This window comes from Parapedobacter luteus (assembly GCF_900168055.1).
Taxonomy (GTDB): domain Bacteria; phylum Bacteroidota; class Bacteroidia; order Sphingobacteriales; family Sphingobacteriaceae; genus Parapedobacter; species Parapedobacter luteus.
In genome coordinates this window covers 1-17140 of record NZ_FUYS01000003.1, presented here as the reverse complement: position 1 = coordinate 17140, position 17140 = coordinate 1, and the positions used below count along the sequence as shown (strand labels likewise).

The following is a 17140-nucleotide window of genomic DNA, read 5'->3' as shown; positions in this document are numbered from 1 at the left end:
TGAGAATATATTGCCGAATTTTGTTTGACAGTATCGCAAACATGTAAAAAACAGTTAATAATGAACTTCTACCATAAACACCTATTTATCGTAGGTTCAGGGGCTATTGGCAAAGCACTTGCCGTTTTCCTTTCTCAAGCGGGCAGAAAAGTTACCATGATCAGAGGAAGCGTAGATGACGGTCGTACAACAATCCGCCGTTTCGCTGTCGAAATGGAGAAGGGCGTTCTACACGAGGCGGACGTGGAGGTTGCAACACTGAATTCCCTTACCGAAATTGACGGTATTGTTGTTGTTGCAACCAAATCTTTTGGGAATGAAAAACTGGCTGGCACATTAAAGTCAAAAATAGGCGACTCACCCCTAGTACTCCTACAAAACGGCTTGGGCATTGAGCAACCGTTTTTGGAGCATGGATACCAGTACGTGTACCGCTGTGTTCTCTTTGTGACAAGTCAGTCGATCGATGAAGTTGCCGTGCGGTTTAAGCCTGTGGCAACTTGCCCTGTGGGAATAGAGCATGGTGATAAAGAGCAACTCAACAATATCGTCGCCCATCTAAATACCCCAAATTTCGGATTTAAGCGTGAAGTACATATTCAGCATATAGTATGGAAAAAAGCGATCATCAATTGCGTGTTCAATTCGGTTTGCCCGTTATTGGAAATTGACAATGGTATCTTCCACAGAAATCCTGGAGCGTTGAAAATTGCCCGTAGAGTCATCGCTGAATGCACAACTATTGCTCATGCAAAAGGAATAGCAATGCAGCCTGATGACGTAGAGCGTGGTTTAGTTCAAATAAGCCGGTTGTCCGATGGACAAACGATATCGACCTTACAAGACATACGGCGCAATAAAAGAACCGAAATAGAAACGTTAAACGCTGAAATAGTGAGGATAGCCGAACAGATACATCAGCAGGACGCCGTCCGGGAGACAAGGCTATTAGGTGAACTCACGAAAATAAAATCTGAGCTCGCGTTAAAAAGCACTTGAAACGTGTACTCAACCAGGCATTTTTATAAAAACAAAATAGTATAGTTTTTCAACAAGGAGACTTCTTGTTTGTCCCCTCCTTTGTAGCACATCGGTTTGTCGAGTTTTCAGCAGACTTTATCACTTGGGTCTTTTTTTTATAAAGTAGTTATGCTGTGATTAACTGGTAATAAGTTTAAAAAGCTTATGATATTGATTATCAACCCAAAGTAGCACTGATGAATGCCGGGTTTTTGATTTTTGTGCGTAGCGGAAGTGGGAAGATTGCAAATTAATCAATAGATGCTTTGCAATTTCATCAATATCTGGCGGACGGCAACCTAGAGCTCCATGGCTAATCCATGATTGCTTTTTTTGATGATAATTATATCACCTTTTCAAGCTATTTTTGGCGAAATCTGGGTTGATGCAATGAATAACCATGCAAAAGGAGTGCTCATGGCACTGTCAGCGGCAATATTGTGGGGTGTATCCGGCACGTCCGGTCAGTTTTTGTTCCAGCAACGCGCCATGAGCGTGGAATGGCTGATGGCAGTGCGGATGCTCGGAGCCGGCATTCTGTTATTAATCCTGGCGCTCATACAGAAAGATGTCCATATCTGGGCAATATGGCGCAACAAGAGCGACCGGCGGCGTCTGCTGGTTTTTGGTGTCGTGGGTATGTTGACTGTACAATACACCTATTTTGCCGCAATAAAGCACTCCAATGCCGCTACCGCAACCATCTTGCAGTTTTCGGCACCGGTATTGATCGCTATTTACCTTGCAGTACGTTTCCGCACGCGGCTAAGCCTCAGGGGCTATTTTGCGATTTCATTGGCCATTTTAGGCACGTTTCTCTTGGTCACCCACGGGGATATCGGCTCGTTGAATATTTCACCGCTGGCTTTTGCGTTCGGTATAGCTTCTGCCGTGAGTTTAGCGCTTTACACCTTAATGCCCGGGAAGCTACTTGCCAGATACAGTGCAACGACGGTTATCGGTTGGGGGTTGTTCGTGGGTGGTGTGGCTATATCGTTGATCAAACCGCCGTGGGAGGTGGATGGTATCTGGGACGGGTATACCTACGCCAATAGCTTATTTGTGGTGTTTTTCGGAACATTGATACCGTTTTACATGTACCTGAAGGCCGTACAACTCATCGGCGGCCAGACTGCCAGCGTGCTGACGTCTGCTGAGCCGCTTTCCGCTACGCTGATCGCTGTGCTATGGCTAGACGTTTCGTTCCTAGCTATGGATTGGTTGGGGGCTTCATCAATCATTTTGACCGTATTTCTGCTGTCCCGCCGATCCTGACTAAATTAAGATCAACTATGTTCATTATCACCTATTGCTGCCGGCAATCTTCACAATCAGATAAAAACCTAACGTATGCAAACCCATGTTTTGGGCAACCTTCTTCGGGATCATTCCTGTCATATTTGTAGGGGGCCTGTACGGAGACCGGGTCAAAAGGCTTCATGGCAGGGGCCGAAATAGTACCACTCGATAACTCCAATACGGCTGCGCGTTACGTATACGAGCAAGCCGTTATGTGGCGTAAACAATAAGTGAGATGTTCTTGATATCAACCATGATTGATATCAACTAATAAGTGCAAAAATGAAAACAAATATTTTTTTATTCAACTTATTAGTTGTATGTTTGTGTTTACATAAACGATGGAAAACCGCCTCGATTTGTATCAGTGAGGATTAGGGATTTTTAACATGTGGGAAACTTGTCACGGATAAGTTGTTTCTTGCGAAGAGATGGGGGGAATGTTTGATGTATCCATTTAATTCCGTATTGCCGTGGCCACAAAAGACGACGTTTCCCATTTCCTGCAAGAGTTCTTTGCCAAGTGCAGCGTATTTGGCATCATTTTCAGAGATAGCAGACCAAAGAATGCGCAGACGCTGTTGGATTTGGAGATTACGCCAGTCAAGCGAGGTGAAATCGTGGAGTCGCTCACGGTTACTGATTATAGCGAAGGCCCGCTGGATGATAGGCTATATGGCATAGCCAGCATGTGGGTATTCGGCAAAAGATATAAGAACAACGAACTATATATAAAAATATCAATGGGGACAACAAGCAATCCGGTCATTTGCATATCATTCCATCCGGCGGAGCACCCCATCAACTATCCTTTTAAAAAGGAGAAAACATGAACAGCCCGATCACAGGAAAACCAATGAAACTGGTCCGCGAAGCGGACACCCTTACGTTCCGCAAGGAAACGTTTAACATCGTGTACCATTATTATTTGTGTGAGGATAGCGGCGAGCGGTTTACCGATGGCCGATTGGACACGCTCAACACGGTTCAGGCCACCAACCAATACCGGGAGAAATACGGTATCCCTTTTCCGGAGGAAATCCGGCAGATCCGCGAGCAGTATGGCGTATCTGCCGCCAAGATGTCGGAGATATTGGGGCTGGGGGCCAATACCTATCGGCTGTATGAAGCGGGAGAAATGCCCACAGTCGCCAACGGTCGGCTTATCCTGTCCGTACGGGAGCCAGAGGAGTTCATCCGGCAGGTAGCTGCCAGCAGTCATTTTTTGGACGAACGCGAAGTAAATAAGTTTATCGCCAAGGCGCAGTCATTAATCGACCAGCGCAACGATGTCTTATATGACCTCGAACTTTCGCAAATCATGTTGCGTGAAGATCCGCCCAATTCGTATAACGGCTATCGGCGGCTGAGCCTGTCACGTATTGCACAAACGATAGCCTATTTTGAACAGCATATCGGCAACCTGTATAAGACCAAGCTCAATAAACTGCTCTTCTATACCGATTTCCTGGCATATAAGGCTCACGGGTATTCCATTACCGGTTTGCAATACCGTGCCATCCCATACGGTCCTGTACCCGCCGAATATGGACGGCTGTACCTGCGGCTACAGGATGACGGGAAGGTTTTGGTTGACGAACGGAACGGCAAGGATGACCAGTACTTGGAGGTTTACTACCCAAATATGTCTTTCGATGAACACGAATTTACGGAAGGGGAGCTGCACATCCTCGAATTTGTCGCCCGGGTGTTCAGGGGGAGAAGTACCGGTGAGATAGTGCATCTCAGCCATGAGGAGCAGGCTTGGAAGGATAACCATGGTGACAGGCAACTTATCGATTATCAGCGATATGCGTTTGGAGTGGGGGAGCGTATTGGTTTGTTGGATTAACAATCGACTAAATGGGGCAACGGGTTGAAATTGATAGCCGATGAACTGAAGGGCTATCCCAAAATAGAATTCAAATGGTTTGAGCGTGGCGGGTTACAATTCCAGGTGCAGTTTGTCAATAAAGATTATGTAGCGCAGCACGAGTTACAGCAGGAGTTACAACAGAAAACCTGATATGGTCGCCTATTGCCAACATAATGTTAGCAGTTCGGGCTTTTGTCATTCGTTTCAAATTTTAGTAGCTCGGTGTAAGGGTCGCCTGTCAGCCCAAGTGCCAATGCAAATGCTGGTTCCGTCTTCCGTCCTTGCCGTTTGAGTTCAATAATTTGTTGTCTGAATTTTTCTCCGTGTTTGTTCAGCAAATTATGTTCAACTATTAAATGTCTGTATGCAAATTGTTGTCTTGTCGGAATACGTTGTCCAAAAATCTCAATTTCAAAACCGTCCAAAAAGAAATTGGCAACAATAGCCAGGGTGTCTAAACTTGGCTGCTCCCTGATCGTAAAACTTCTTTCGTTGCTAAAATTGTCTTTGACTGATTTTTGAAACTCTTGTTTGTCCGCGAAACAGCAAATAATATCAAGGTCGCTATTTTCAATGTCAATGTTTATGGGTATTGTCCCCACAAGAATGGGGTCAAACTGCTTAAGTTTTGATAAAACTCGATTGTTCGTCAAGATCGAATATGCTTGTCGTTGTCGGTCGTTGCCATGTTGCAAATATTCTATATTGTCAAAATTCATATTCACAAACTTAGTTTTTCAGTTTCTAATTTCCCTTACGTTCAACTTAAAATCTTAAATGATGGAATAGCTACAATTGTGAATTGCTATCTTGGCCTAAAATTCTGAAATAATCAAAGGGAGTATTGTGACGTGATGATGGAAGGTATAAATGAACTATATGAAAAGCTTGCCCGGCTGGAAAAGGAGAACGCAGCGCTTAAACTCAGAAATGACGAACTGGCCGACTTTTTCGAAAATGCCTCCATACCGCTTCACTGGGTGGATGGAGAAGGTATCATTATTTGGGCTAACCAAGCCGAGCTGGATGTGCTTGGCTACACAAAGGAAGAGTATGTCGGATTGCCCATCAGTAATTTTCATGCAGATCCGGAGACTATACAGGATATCCTGACCCGCCTGTCCAATAATGAAACGCTCCATAATTATTCGGCCAGGCTCAAATGCAAAGATGGATCGATCAGGCACGTATTGATCAGCTCCAATGTCCTGAGGACGGACGGTAAGTTCGTACACACAAGATGCTTTACCAAGGACGTCACATCAATCGTCGAAGAGGAGAAGAGAAGGAATAGCTTACTGCTTCAACTGGAAGAAAGCGAAGCGAGGTTAAGGATGGCCATAACGTCCACCAATCTTGGTACGTGGGACTGGGACACCCAAACAGCGAATATCTACTTATCAGCGGAGGGTAAAAGGATATGCGGCTTCCCTTCGGAAGAACCGGTTTCTTTTGAAAAGCTCTCAGATCTCATCCATCCGGATGACCGGCAACAGGTAGACCAGGAGGTAAAACGCTCGACCGAATCGGGCATCGACGGCCTTTACGATATAATATTTAGAATCCACCGGTTTGACGACCATAGGCTATGCTGGGTAAGGGTACAGGGCGCTGTTTACCTGGACGCCAAAAAGGATTCAACGCGGTTCACCGGCACGATGCTGGATATTACCGACATTAAACAGGCAGAAGAAAAAAGTGCTCAGTTGGCAGCCATTATCAGGACTTCCAATGACGCTATTATTAGCATAACTTTGGACGGAATCGTCACCAGCTGGAACGCTTCGGCACAGCGGATGTTCGGTTATACCGCTAAAGAAATGGTCTGCCAGACAATTTTGAAAATAGTGCCCGAAGACCGGCAGGACGAGGAAGCGCATATTCTTTCACGGCTAAGGAGCGGCTTGGAGGTGGAGCATTTCGATACAAAACGCCTGACGAAGAAAGGAAACCTTTTGGACGTGTCCCTCACCCTATCACCCATCAAGGATGCGGGGGGAAATATCATCGGCATATCCAAAATAACCAGGGATATAACCGGAAAAAAACAGGAGGAACGGCGAAAGAATGATTTCGTAGCGATGGCCAGCCACGAACTGAAAACGCCATTGACCGCTATCACCGGGTTTGCGCAGATATTGATGAACCATTCCAAAAAGGCTGGTGATGATTTCAGTTGGCGTGTGATGTCAAGAATCGAGGCGCAGGCAAAAAAAATGGGTTCGATGATTCAGGGCTTTCTCAGTTTGGCGAGAATCGAAGGAGGGAAAATCGAGCTCCGGAAGGAGGTTTTCGAATTGGATGCATTGGTGAGCGAAATTGTGGATGATGCCAAATTGTTAGGCACAAAACACTTTTTCAAGTGACAGGCAGTGAACCCGCGACCCTATACGCCGATCGCGAAAAAATAGGACAGGTGCTGATGAACCTGGTCAGCAATGCGATCAAGTACTCTCCAGCCGGAAGCACCATAACCATTGGCTCCGAAAAAATGGCCGGAAAAGTTATCATATCCGTACGTGACGAAGGTATAGGGATCAGTGCTGCAGATCAAAAAAGATTGTTTGAACGTTTCTATCGTGTAAATAACGAAAAAATAAAAAACACAACCGGCTTCGGTATAGGACTTTACCTTGTTTCAGAAATCCTGCGCTACCATAATAGCAATATTCTGGTCGAAAGCGAGGAAGGCAGGGGTTCGATATTCTATTTTGAAATAGACGTTCCGAGCTGCCACATCGAAGAACACTTGCCATAGCAAAAGGACACCTCCGGCGTATTATTTTATTGAAATATAAATATCAACTTCTGCATTGTCCCAATTCTGGCTTCTTTCGTCATAGACCTCAAAATCAAAAGCAAATTTTCGTTTAATGTCTGAATTCCATATTCCTTTCCAAGTGTCAGTGATACAAGCCGTCATTTTACCCCTCGCTGTAAACTTTGTGTAGGTTTGACTAGGGATTACAAGTACTTCAAGTCCGTTGGGAGTAGCAACATGATCAGGTACTTTACAACCTATAAAGTATGAAAAAGGGGCTGTCTCATCCTTTTCATAATCAAAATAAACAGCAAACACTTCATTAGACAATTTTTCCGGAATAAGGTCGAAAACTTTATCAGCTTCAAATTTTTGCCACAAATTGCCGCAATCTTTGCTGGATTGGTTATTTTGATTAGTTGTCTTACCATTTAGTCTTAGTCCGACTAATTTAAAAGCGTCTTTTTTTTCTGCCATAATTCATGCTGTTTATTGATTTTGTTTGATGCAGCCGGTTTACAATGACCGCCAATCGTCCGTTTGTTGGGGCGTCCGCTATGCTTGCACATAACGGTCCGTCAGCCCGCCTGACGCCAAAGCTTAAAATTTAAAGTAGCCGTCATAAGATCACGCCAGTATCTTCTCGTAAGCCCTTCTTGGACTCCCCCTGAAATACACTTCTCCGCAATAGACATATCCCAACTTTTCAAACGTCTTCATCATCGCCATATTATCGAAGTTGGTATCCGCCTTGACACTGCGAATATGGTTGTCAATCGCATAATCTTCAACGAATGCAAGAATCCTTTTGGCCAAACCTTTTCCTACATAGTTTTCTGCAATAGCTATACGGTGAACAACAACGAATTCGCCGTCCGTTAACCATTTACCTTCGATCTTTGCATATTCGGGTTCATCATTCACCAGTATTGCAACGTAACCGATAATCGTACTTTTGTCCATCAGAACAAATCCAGCCCCCCGCTCAATATCTTTTTGTATTACACCAGGATTGGGATAACCATCCTGCCATTGGTTACTGCCTTCCTGTTTTCTCCGGATAATAGCCTGCTGCAGTATATCCCAAACCGGTTGCAAATCTGTAATCTCCGCCTTTCTAAATGTATATTCCATATTTGAACAATTAAAATGTATGTAATTATACGACTCATAGCATCGTATCGAAGTCAACGTGAAGCTGGGTTGAGCCATAATCATCTCGGCAGTTCAGTTTTTCATATCCAACCGAAGTTGAGCTCGTTTTAGGCCCGGGTCACTCAGGTCGGGTTAAATATAATAACTAATTAGTAAAAGCCCAATCCGAAAGAGGAGTTCGCAATGCTTACCAATTACTAGGAGCAACATGCCCCGCAACGAAATTCGTTCGAAATCTCATGGGGTCAGTACCCGCGGTCAACCAAGCGATTTTAGACGCCAACAGATTCTTTGTTTGATCTGGGGTCGTCTTCAGCAGCTCGTCGTTCATGGTGAAGCCTTTGACGATGTATTCGCGCAGCCGCGTATTGTTCTCGTGACAAAGTCTGACAGATTTACATTTTTGGTTGACAAAATTAAAAATATAATTACTTTTGTAAACCTTCTCGCGATTTGTTTGTCAAACTAACCGAAGGAGTATGATAGCTATGAACCAACTATTTGGAGAACGATTTAAATCAGCCCGCCTACTGAACGGATTTTCTTTGCAGGGACTTGCCGATGCCTTGGGTAACAAAGTGACCAAACAGGCATTACATAAGTATGAGAAAGGAGAGGTGGTGCCGGATAGTGAAAAACTATCGCTGATAAGCGATGCGCTTAATGTGCGTCCGGATTATTTTTTCAGACCGATGGCGGTAGAGCTTGGTCCGATCGAATACCGTAAGCTTAAGCGCATGCCCGCCAAAGAGGAACAGAAGATCATCGAACAAACCCGAGAATACCTATCGCGGTATTTGGAGCTGGAGGAACTGTTAGGTATCAGATACGAGTTTAAAGATCCATTGAAGGATTTTCCCGTAATACGTGAGTTTAAGCAAATCGATGAAGCCGCACTCGAGCTCCGAAAGGCTTGGAACCTGGGATTGGGGCCGATTTTTAATATCCCTGAATTGTTGGAAGACAAGCACATCAAGGTTGTCGAAATCGATGCTGAAATTTCATTTGACGGTTTGCAAACCAAGGTAAATGGTAATATCCCGGTTATTGCTTATAACAGGAATATTGCTGATAAACTTGATCGCGTACGTTTCACCTTGCTGCATGAGCTTGGTCATTTGCTGTTGAAGTTCGATCCGCAACTAACCGACAATCAGCGAGAGAAATTATGCCACCAGTTTGCAGGAGCAATGCTTCTGCCAGAACAGACTATCCGCGAAGAGCTAGGTGCTCACCGAAACCGGCTTTCAGTTACTGAGCTCGGTCATATAAAAAGTCAATATGGGATATCCATGCAAGCATTGGTTTATCGGGCCAATTTGCTTAATATTGTCAATGACAATTATAAAAACCAATTTTTTAATATGATGAAACAGATGGGGTGGCGCAATGAAGAACCAACTGTTTATGTCGGTGTTGAAAAAGCAACCCGGTTTGACCAATTGCTCTATCGGGCAATCGCCGAAGAGTTGATTTCAATAAGCAAAGGAGCAGCACTTAAGAATATGAAACTCTCCGACTTCAGGAGCCAATCGTTGGTTATGTAAGATAGGTAATGAAGCTTGCTATCACCGACGCCTGTATTTTTATCGATCTTCACCTATTGGACTTAGTGGTGCCGTTTTTCGAATTGGATATTGAGGTACACACCTCACTTGATGTATTCAATGAACTTAATGAAGAGCAGCGTCAACTATTGTCGGCATACCGATCCATGGATAAACTTACCGTACATATCCTTCAGCAATCGGATCGTGAAGCAATGCGTGGATTTGGTTTTCCACGCTCATTATCGGAGATGGATTGCACTGTGCTATATTTAGCTGAGCGTCTCGATGCTATGGTATTAAGCAGTGATAAGGTGGTGCGTAATTTTGCTAAAAGGAAGTCGATCGATTATCATGGTATGTTATGGATTTTTGACGAACTGGTCAGGCAGGAGCGTATTGGGGCGGCTCTTACTGACACATTTGAAATCTCCTGCTTCACGGTCAATTCAATTCGTTATGAGCGGGTTTTGTAAGAGCCCGCCTTGCAGGCAGGAATTTTTACCGCTGAACGGTTTGTTGTTTATTCCTTCCGCTTATAATGCAGTTGCGTCAATCCTGTTTCAAATGTTTTGACTGTGATAAATTCAAGTGTTTGTTCAGGTCTTCCGTCTTTAAAAAGCCGTGTTCCATTGCCTAATAAAACGGGGATGACCGAAATTATAAGCTCGTCAATTAAGTCGTGTTTCAACAATTCATTTATTACTTCAGCTCCACCGTCACAATATATATTTTTTCCTTCTTCAGATTTTAACCTTTTGACTAACTCGGCTATGTCTCCGGTATAGAAAAACGTTCTGCCTACTTGAGGTCTTTCAGTTCTTGTTATGACATAAACATCCCGCTGTCCGTTGTCGTAATGAGATGGGCCGATTTCTTTAAGCACATAGTCATAGGTTCTTCTGCCAACGATTAATGTGTCAATTGTGTCTGTAAATTCGGCATACCCGTAGTCTTCACCTTCTTTTTCAACGAGTTTCAGGAAACTGAGGTCGTCATTGGGTTTTGCAATGTAGCCGTCTAAACTTGTGGCAATGAAAAGCGCTATTTTTCGCATTTGTCTTAAATTTTAATGTTTGTGCAAAGTTACCTCTGGACAACTACTTGCACTTTGTAAAAATGCGACAAATTAAAGCTGCGATGGGGAAAGTCCTGTGTTCCGTTTTATTTCATTGGTAAGGTGGGAATGGTCGTAATAACCACATTCAAAGGCAATTCCCAATAAACTCCGATTTCTATCTGGGTTTTTGATTAACTCCAACGCATGCTGAAAACGGATAATGTTTGAATATTCTTTTGGGGATAGTCCAATGAACTTTTTAAAATTTCGCTCCAACTGCCTCACCGTTGTGAAATTTCGTTTTGATAGCTCGTACATACCGATTTGTCCGTTTGTTGCGTGTATATCGTTGATAACCGATTGTAGCTGGTTGCTTTTGCTTTTTATTCGATCTGAAAAGAAACAGTCAAAATAATTGAATGGATTGTCAAACGTTTTATCCACGTCAAACGAATTGGATTTTTCAAATTCAACGGTGTCGTTAGTCAACTCATTTTGTGGGGCATAGCTATAGAAATTTGCAAAAGCTGCGGGTTTTAGGCACACACCTATTAAATGTGTATCGGTATCAATAAAGCTGTCTTTGAATGAAGTCATTGCACCAACCACATAAGTTTTTCCAAACTCCATTGAAAACGAGCCGTTGTCAGTCAAACAAGTATCTCCCAAATTCATTACTATACCGGCACATCCATCCGGAAAAACCCGTTCCCACTGTCTCTCCAGCTCGTTTCCTTTCAGCTCCCAATAGAAATGGATAAAGGGCTCTAGTGCTTTGTGAGGTTTTACTTTTTTGTACTTCATTGGTTTCTGTGGTGTCGTTCGTTACAATGACCGCCAACTAGTAAATACATGCGTCCAAATCAACATTAATTTATTGTTGCCTTTAATCAAGAAATCCACTTACTTCAGACCCCCCCAAGGTCACGATTGGTTTCAATGCCGGGTGATACGTAAATGCCACCACCCGTTTATAAAGGATATGATGAAACAAACTTCCGATATGCTCCCTGCCTCGTAGGTATTGGTTGGTGTCAAATCCGATGATGGGTAAATTCCTTTTTTCAAGAAGGAATGTTTGTGTCAACGTTGGTACCAATTCATTGATCCAATATGTAGTTTTTCCCGCTCGATACGTTTCAATCGGAGCCTCCCAGCCTTCGGCGCTCCGCATATATTTCAAATCATCGCGCAACGTACGCACACTGATGCCGCCATGGCTGGGGTTGATTTCAACAAGCCGTTCATTGCAGGCCTCCAGCAGGTCATCAAAGGTATATTTCCGATGTGTATTTGCTAGGCACATATCCAGTACCTTATAACGGATTGCGGCTTGTTTATTGGTTGCCATAGTTTATGAATATTGATAGACGAAGATACATAAACCTGTGCGGATACACTGCACACCCAACCGCTATAATTGCGCAGTGATTTTAACAATCAAACCTTTTTACGTGATTTGCATCATAAAAAGACAACATTGCAGCGAATGGGACAGCCACATATCTTTACACAAGATGAAATCGAAAAAATAGGTAATACCCTTATCTATTTTGCAGAACGGGTGTATTAGAAGGCCTTCTGGCCAAAAAAGATTATGACCACCGACCACCAAATCGATTTCAGTACCCTGTTGGATGAAGAAAAAAAACAACGTTATGCGGATCATATTGAATATCTCGATATATCCAAATCGCTGAAGTAAACCATTGCATTTGCCCATTAACCAACCCTACACCATGTTTCAGCCCGGTACCCTTATTTATTTCAATCCGTTTTATTTTAAAAATGGAGCGGCCAGTAAATCCAAGTACTTCATTATGTTAAAAGAAATAGACGACCAGTACATATTAGCTTCTTTGTCTTGGATATTTTTTCTTTTTCATCCGCTTGGCAAACCGTTATTGCCGAGCAACCGGGGGTGGCACTCCCGTAAACCAAACAGCCGTTTACCTGTTGGTAAGATAGCACACCCCCTGTTTAATTATGGCAAAAAAGAAGATAGCCACCAGCGCCCGGATGGAAGAGGCACGGCAACTGGAAAAAGCAGGTAAGCATGCCGAGGCGCTGAAGCTGTACCGCACACTTACCCGCGGTAAGCGCCTGAACGCTGATGCCTATAACCGCATGATGGTTATCCTGCGGAAGCAAAAGCAATACAAGACCGAATTGGAGGTTATCCGCCGGGCCATTGCTGCGGCTGAGGCCGCGGTGGCCGCCAACCGGAAGGCCATCGGCGAGCGGGACCAGGATTCGGCTGCGCTGAGCCGCAAGCTGGCTGATTCACTGGGGTTGCTGAATGATGAAGGGCTGCCGGTATATGAAGACCCGCAAGTGACCGCCTGGCGCAAACGGGAGGCCGTGGTAGAAAAGCGGATCCGTTCGGCAGGTTCCCGCCGTTGAACCACGGCGTTGACGGCCCGTCCGGACGGGTTGCTCCGTATGCCTATACAGTAGCGCCACAAAAAAAATTGAAGTCAGGAAGTTTGGTGGATTGCTAAATCGCATGCAAAAGGGTGATACACTAATTGTATCCGAATTGTCTCGGCTAGGACGAAACCTTATGCAGATTAAATTTTGCACGATTGCATGGAGCGCGGTGTTCACCGAAACACCGTAGCTACTTTTGTGAGAGAAAATCCGACAGAAATGCGTCTTATTCGCTGATTTTTCCTGAGGACCAAATTTGCCTTTTGGTCCTCAGTTTTCTCTTTCCATTGAAATTCATATCTTTACCTCAACTAACTGCTTTTACCTTTTGCTGCCATCCAGAATATCCATATCACCCATTAACCGAGCAATAGAAACCGGTGGAAGCAGGCCTGTTGTGGTGATGGCAGATGACTTTGAGGAGTATATTTGTAAGTACGACTCTAATGGCAAATTGATTAATGAGTATTGTTCACTCTGTTTTCTTCATGCTTGGGGTATTCCCCACCTACCAGGAGCGTTAGTGACCATACTGCCTGAACATATTAATCACGAAGTAATTTCAAACAGGACGCAACCTCACCATTTCGATAAGCCAACCTTTGGCCTGCGTTATCAGAAAGAAACGGTAGACGTATCCAACATGTTGGTCGGCCTCAAGGGCAATTATCACGAACTAGGCAAGTATCAGAGCAGGAATACATTGTTGAAGATTGCGTTGTTTGATTTATGGCTGGCTAACACCGATAGGAGCACAAACAACTATAACCTATTGGTGCAATCTTTAGGCGATGTATTTCAGATTATCCCAATAGACCATTCCGACGTTTTCGATGGTTGCCGATTAGGGCAGGAGCTGGCTCAACTCACGGCGGAAGACAGTATCTTATATGCTGATTTGGCGCACGTTTTGCTGTATAATCCAAAGAAAATAGCCAAGGAGGCCAATGCTATTTTGGATAACTTTCCTACCTTTGTATTAAATTGCGGTAATGTGTTGCCCGATATTGTTGCAGGGATGCCTGATGAATGGTGTTCTAATAAACAGCAATTGGAACAGCAGATCCGCGATGCGGTTATCGAAAACGACACTTGGTTGAATAATACCGAGGCCAACTTCAGAGAATTGGTGGCGCCGCTAACAAAAGGAGCATGATGAAGACGTTTTATTCCATCCTGTATTGCAGTATTCGTCCGAATCAGGATGAACGCATTACTATTGGCTTATTTATGGCTGATGGTGTTCAATGTCATTTTTCCTATTCAGTTGATAAGCTGAACGTTATTAAGGATTTGCTACCTGATGGCGGATATCAGCTCGTTAAATCAAATTTACGCGCTATCGAGCAACTTGCCGCATCATGCCAGTCTGATCTGTTAAAGGTGCATAAAGGCCAGCGCTTTTTAAGCGAGAGCTATTTAGAATATCTTTCCGTTTATGCAAACAACTTGCTTGCTTTCTCCAAGCCTGTACCGCTGAATGTTGCGCTTGATGAGAACACATTCGATAAGCTTTTCGAAAAATTCGTGTTCACTTTGCCTAGGCAGCAAGAGCGCGAGCGGGATCCCGTTGCCCATGCAAAGCAACGGTTGGTAAAGTCAATCGGCGATCGTGTAAACTTTGATGTCGAGCTTACTGACAATGATGTTGCAGGCCTAATTGTTCCGTCAAGAGTGTCATTTATCGGAAGGAATGACGTAAAGGTGGTAGGGGAAATGAGTGATTTCGGTAAAGCCCTTCATGCACTTAAGCTTCAGGTTCGAGCACACCTTTTTTTGGTTGACACCATTAGACGACATGAGAAAGGTGCTAAATTTTTCTTTGTAGGCGATGAACCTTCCAAAAAACTGAACGACCATCACGATATTTGGCAAAGCTTAAAAAATTACAAGCCTATTCAATGGGTGCCGACTGATGAGGTACAACAAATAGAGGAGTACGTCGCTGAACATCAGGTCTTACCCTATTTTGATATAGTTGAATAATCGAAACGTAACTAACTTAACTGCTTCTTTCTCTTATTCAGATTTTTCGGAATGACGAAGAGCTTGCAACCGATTCCTGATGGCAGACTTTTTAAAATAATATATATTTCTTCTTCTGGCAAAAGGTCAAAGTCAGTCGGCTCAATTATCCAATTACGTTCATCTCCTTCGTCTTGATTAGTCACCACGAAAACTCTTGTCTTATTGTCTGAAAAAATGTCTTTTAGTTTCATTTCTGTCTATCGTTTAGCCTTGCACATAACGGGCCGCGTATTGGCGATGGGCGGGATTTTGCACTAAAGTTCAATCGAAGAACAATGTTGGCTGGGCTTTTATTTATACAGTTCATTCAAAAAGTCAAAGCAAAGTTTGTCTTCTTTTTCTCTTATTTCGTCGGCTTTTTTATTTTTATATTCCCACTTACCTAAGTAATTTTTATTAATCAAATTTTTGATTATATCACTTTTGTACATTTCAAAAAGTGATGGATATTCGTCTTCAACTTCTAAACATTTAGTAACTTCTTCTGGAACGGAAAAATCGGCAGTACTCATATTAACACCGTCTTTTCTTATTTCGACAATTTCAATATACATATTGTAGTCCCTTAAAAATGTTTCTACACTCTTTCCTGCAAATTTATCTTTGTCAGAATAATCTACCTGCCAATATCCAATACGTGGCGATGAAAGTGGGTCAGTTTCAATACACCTGTGTTTTTTATAGTAATTGTTATCTCCGTAAATTTTTGCTTTGTAACCGTAATTGTGTAAGCTTCCCTGAAAAAAAGACTGTTAGAGAATAGAAAAATGATTGATAACTTTAACGGTGTATTATGAAAGGGAAACGATTCAAACCGGAGCAGATCAGCAGGATCCTTAAGGAGTTCGAGGCAGGAAAAAGCGTTCAGGAACTCACGCGAGAACATGGTGTTAGTGCCGCCTCATTTTACAAATGGCGGCAGCGATACGGCGGGCTTGACGGCAGCGAGCTGAAACGTGTGAAAGAACTTGAGGAAGAAAACCGTAAGCTTAAGCGTATGTATGCAGAGCTTGCCCTGGATTTAGAGGCGGCCAGGGAAGTGATTGCAAAAAAGCTTTGAAGCCCTGCCAGAAAAAACAGATTGCCCAGGAATTGATGGAGTCAGGGAAAGGCATCAGCAGGGCGTGCCGGGTGTTGGGATTGAGCAAGACGTGTTACTATTATAACAGTATACGTGACGATAGCGATGTGGAATCAGCCCTACGTCAGAAAGCGGAGGATTTCCCGCGTGAAGGTTTCTGGAAAGCGTTCAGGAGATTACGCCGGGAGGGCCATTGCTGGAACCACAAGCGCGTCCACCGGGTATACAGGCTCATTGGACTGAACATCAGGAGGAAAGCAAAGCGGCGGTTGCCGCAAAGGATAAAGCAGCCGCTTGTTAAACCCATATCGCCCAACGACACCTGGTCTATGGACTTTATGAGCGACGCACTAAGCAATGGCCGACGGTTCCGTTCTTTCAACGTAATGGATGATTTCAACAGGGAAGCGCTGCATATCGAAGTGGACTATTCCCTGCGCAGTTCCCGGGTCGTCTGGGTATTGAACCACCTGATCAAACGCAGGGGTAAGCCGGGGAAAATCAGGATGGACAACGGCCCGGAGTTCATATCCCAGCTTTTAACGGAATGGAGTATGGTCAACGGCATTGAGTTTATCTACATTCAGCCCGGCAAGCCCACGCAGAACGGTTTTGTGGAAAGATTGAACGGGACCTACCGCGATAATGTGCTGGACTGTTACCTGTTTGACACCCTGGATGAAGTGAGGGAAATTACCTGGCAATGGATGGATGACTACAACAATCACAGACCGCACGACAGCCTGGGTAATATGTCGCCAACGGAATATGCTACTCTTTCGGCTTTTGAAGGCGATAAACAGGCGTGTTAGGGCAGTTAGGTTTAGGTTAATTTGATGAGAATTTTGTAAAATTACGCAGTCTTAATTGGGGGAAGCCGACA

21 protein-coding genes and 1 pseudogene are annotated in these 17140 nt (G+C 43.9%); 14 read left to right on the top strand and 8 right to left on the bottom strand.

The window, feature by feature from the left end:
- Positions 1 to 60: 60 nt before the first annotated feature.
- From B5X72_RS06615 to B5X72_RS20755, 5 genes are all read left to right on the top strand, one after another.
- On the top strand, positions 61 to 999 hold the full coding sequence (locus tag B5X72_RS06615; RefSeq protein ID WP_079716075.1) for a ketopantoate reductase family protein: 939 nt from the start codon (positions 61 to 63) through the stop codon (positions 997 to 999).
- 411 nt (positions 1000 to 1410) lie between these two features.
- A complete protein-coding gene (locus B5X72_RS06610; protein ID WP_079716503.1) occupies positions 1411 to 2295 on the top strand; it encodes a DMT family transporter in 885 nt (294 codons plus the stop codon).
- A gap of 497 nt (positions 2296 to 2792) precedes the next feature.
- Positions 2793 to 3152, top strand: a complete 360-nt coding sequence (locus B5X72_RS06605) for a toxin (protein ID WP_079716074.1) — start codon at positions 2793 to 2795, stop codon at positions 3150 to 3152.
- Positions 3149 to 4171, top strand: coding sequence for a type II toxin-antitoxin system antitoxin SocA domain-containing protein (locus B5X72_RS06600; protein ID WP_079716073.1), 1023 nt, complete (start codon positions 3149 to 3151; stop codon positions 4169 to 4171). The genes B5X72_RS06605 and B5X72_RS06600 overlap by 4 nt, the downstream gene beginning before the upstream one ends.
- Positions 4172 to 4195: 24 nt before the next feature.
- Positions 4196 to 4345, top strand: a complete 150-nt coding sequence (locus tag B5X72_RS20755) for a hypothetical protein (protein ID WP_176146118.1) — start codon at positions 4196 to 4198, stop codon at positions 4343 to 4345.
- A 26-nt stretch (positions 4346 to 4371) separates the two neighbouring features.
- On the opposite strand, the gene B5X72_RS06595 is transcribed toward B5X72_RS20755, so the two are convergent.
- The gene (locus B5X72_RS06595) at positions 4372 to 4914 is read right to left on the bottom strand and encodes a DUF4269 domain-containing protein (protein WP_079716072.1); all 543 of its coding nucleotides are present in this window, start codon (positions 4912 to 4914) and stop codon (positions 4372 to 4374) included.
- A 135-nt stretch (positions 4915 to 5049) separates the two neighbouring features.
- Here B5X72_RS06595 and B5X72_RS06590 point away from each other — a divergent pair, with 135 nt between their 5' ends.
- Both B5X72_RS06590 and B5X72_RS06585 read left to right on the top strand, forming a co-directional pair.
- A complete protein-coding gene (locus B5X72_RS06590; protein WP_079716071.1) occupies positions 5050 to 6561 on the top strand; it encodes a sensor histidine kinase in 1512 nt (503 codons plus the stop codon).
- Complete coding sequence (locus B5X72_RS06585) at positions 6558 to 6953, top strand: sensor histidine kinase (protein ID WP_079716070.1); 396 nt, start codon at positions 6558 to 6560, stop codon at positions 6951 to 6953. The genes B5X72_RS06590 and B5X72_RS06585 overlap by 4 nt, the downstream gene beginning before the upstream one ends.
- 21 nt (positions 6954 to 6974) lie before the next feature.
- Here B5X72_RS06585 and B5X72_RS06580 read toward each other — a convergent pair whose 3' ends face one another.
- Together B5X72_RS06580 and B5X72_RS06575 are read right to left on the bottom strand one after the other, a co-directional pair.
- On the bottom strand, positions 6975 to 7433 hold the full coding sequence (locus B5X72_RS06580) for a GyrI-like domain-containing protein (protein ID WP_079716069.1): 459 nt from the start codon (positions 7431 to 7433) through the stop codon (positions 6975 to 6977).
- Between the two features lie 150 nt (positions 7434 to 7583).
- Positions 7584 to 8090: a GNAT family N-acetyltransferase gene (locus B5X72_RS06575; RefSeq protein ID WP_079716068.1), complete on the bottom strand. Its 507-nt coding sequence runs from the start codon at positions 8088 to 8090 to the stop codon at positions 7584 to 7586.
- Between the two features lie 509 nt (positions 8091 to 8599).
- On the opposite strand from B5X72_RS06575, the gene B5X72_RS06570 reads away from it, so the two are divergent.
- Both B5X72_RS06570 and B5X72_RS06565 read left to right on the top strand, forming a co-directional pair.
- Positions 8600 to 9658, top strand: coding sequence for a helix-turn-helix domain-containing protein (locus tag B5X72_RS06570; RefSeq protein WP_245826856.1), 1059 nt, complete (start codon positions 8600 to 8602; stop codon positions 9656 to 9658).
- A gap of 8 nt (positions 9659 to 9666) precedes the next feature.
- Positions 9667 to 10134: a PIN domain-containing protein gene (locus tag B5X72_RS06565; RefSeq protein WP_079716066.1), complete on the top strand. Its 468-nt coding sequence runs from the start codon at positions 9667 to 9669 to the stop codon at positions 10132 to 10134.
- 47 nt (positions 10135 to 10181) lie between these two features.
- On the opposite strand, the gene B5X72_RS06560 is transcribed toward B5X72_RS06565, so the two are convergent.
- The 3 genes from B5X72_RS06560 to B5X72_RS06550 all read right to left on the bottom strand — a co-directional run bounded on the left by B5X72_RS06560 (position 10182) and on the right by B5X72_RS06550 (position 12069).
- Positions 10182 to 10715, bottom strand: coding sequence for a dihydrofolate reductase family protein (locus tag B5X72_RS06560; RefSeq protein ID WP_079716065.1), 534 nt, complete (start codon positions 10713 to 10715; stop codon positions 10182 to 10184).
- A gap of 72 nt (positions 10716 to 10787) precedes the next feature.
- Positions 10788 to 11522 carry a helix-turn-helix domain-containing protein gene (locus tag B5X72_RS06555; protein ID WP_079716064.1) on the bottom strand — a complete coding sequence of 245 codons (735 nt, stop codon included), beginning with the start codon at positions 11520 to 11522 and terminating at the stop codon, positions 10788 to 10790.
- A gap of 82 nt (positions 11523 to 11604) precedes the next feature.
- A complete protein-coding gene (locus tag B5X72_RS06550; protein ID WP_079716063.1) occupies positions 11605 to 12069 on the bottom strand; it encodes a hypothetical protein in 465 nt (154 codons plus the stop codon).
- A gap of 635 nt (positions 12070 to 12704) precedes the next feature.
- Between B5X72_RS06550 and B5X72_RS06540 the strand changes: the two genes are divergently transcribed.
- The 4 genes and pseudogenes from B5X72_RS06540 to B5X72_RS06525 all read left to right on the top strand — a co-directional run bounded on the left by B5X72_RS06540 (position 12705) and on the right by B5X72_RS06525 (position 15134).
- Complete coding sequence (locus B5X72_RS06540; protein ID WP_139378573.1) at positions 12705 to 13121, top strand: hypothetical protein; 417 nt, start codon at positions 12705 to 12707, stop codon at positions 13119 to 13121.
- Between the two features lie 64 nt (positions 13122 to 13185).
- Positions 13186 to 13338, top strand: a pseudogene (locus B5X72_RS21170) (recombinase family protein); the annotation flags it as partial.
- Positions 13339 to 13476: 138 nt separating this feature from the next.
- Entirely contained in the window at positions 13477 to 14304 is an 828-nt protein-coding gene (locus tag B5X72_RS06530; RefSeq protein WP_139378572.1) for a HipA family kinase, read from the top strand.
- On the top strand, positions 14301 to 15134 hold the full coding sequence (locus B5X72_RS06525) for a hypothetical protein (protein ID WP_079716059.1): 834 nt from the start codon (positions 14301 to 14303) through the stop codon (positions 15132 to 15134). Before B5X72_RS06530 ends, B5X72_RS06525 begins: the two co-directional genes overlap by 4 nt.
- Positions 15135 to 15145: 11 nt before the next feature.
- On the opposite strand, the gene B5X72_RS06520 is transcribed toward B5X72_RS06525, so the two are convergent.
- Positions 15146 to 15367, bottom strand: coding sequence for a hypothetical protein (locus B5X72_RS06520; protein ID WP_079716058.1), 222 nt, complete (start codon positions 15365 to 15367; stop codon positions 15146 to 15148).
- Positions 15368 to 15466: 99 nt separating this feature from the next.
- Positions 15467 to 15730 (bottom strand): hypothetical protein, encoded by a 264-nt coding sequence (locus B5X72_RS06515; RefSeq protein WP_079716057.1) that lies wholly within the window; start codon positions 15728 to 15730, stop codon positions 15467 to 15469.
- A gap of 239 nt (positions 15731 to 15969) precedes the next feature.
- Here B5X72_RS06515 and B5X72_RS06510 point away from each other — a divergent pair.
- A protein-coding gene (locus tag B5X72_RS06510; RefSeq protein WP_139378560.1) for an IS3 family transposase occupies positions 15970 to 17069 on the top strand; the annotation gives its coding sequence in 2 pieces (ribosomal slippage) (positions 15970 to 16222 and positions 16222 to 17069; 1101 coding nt in all).
- Positions 17070 to 17140 lie beyond the last annotated feature (71 nt).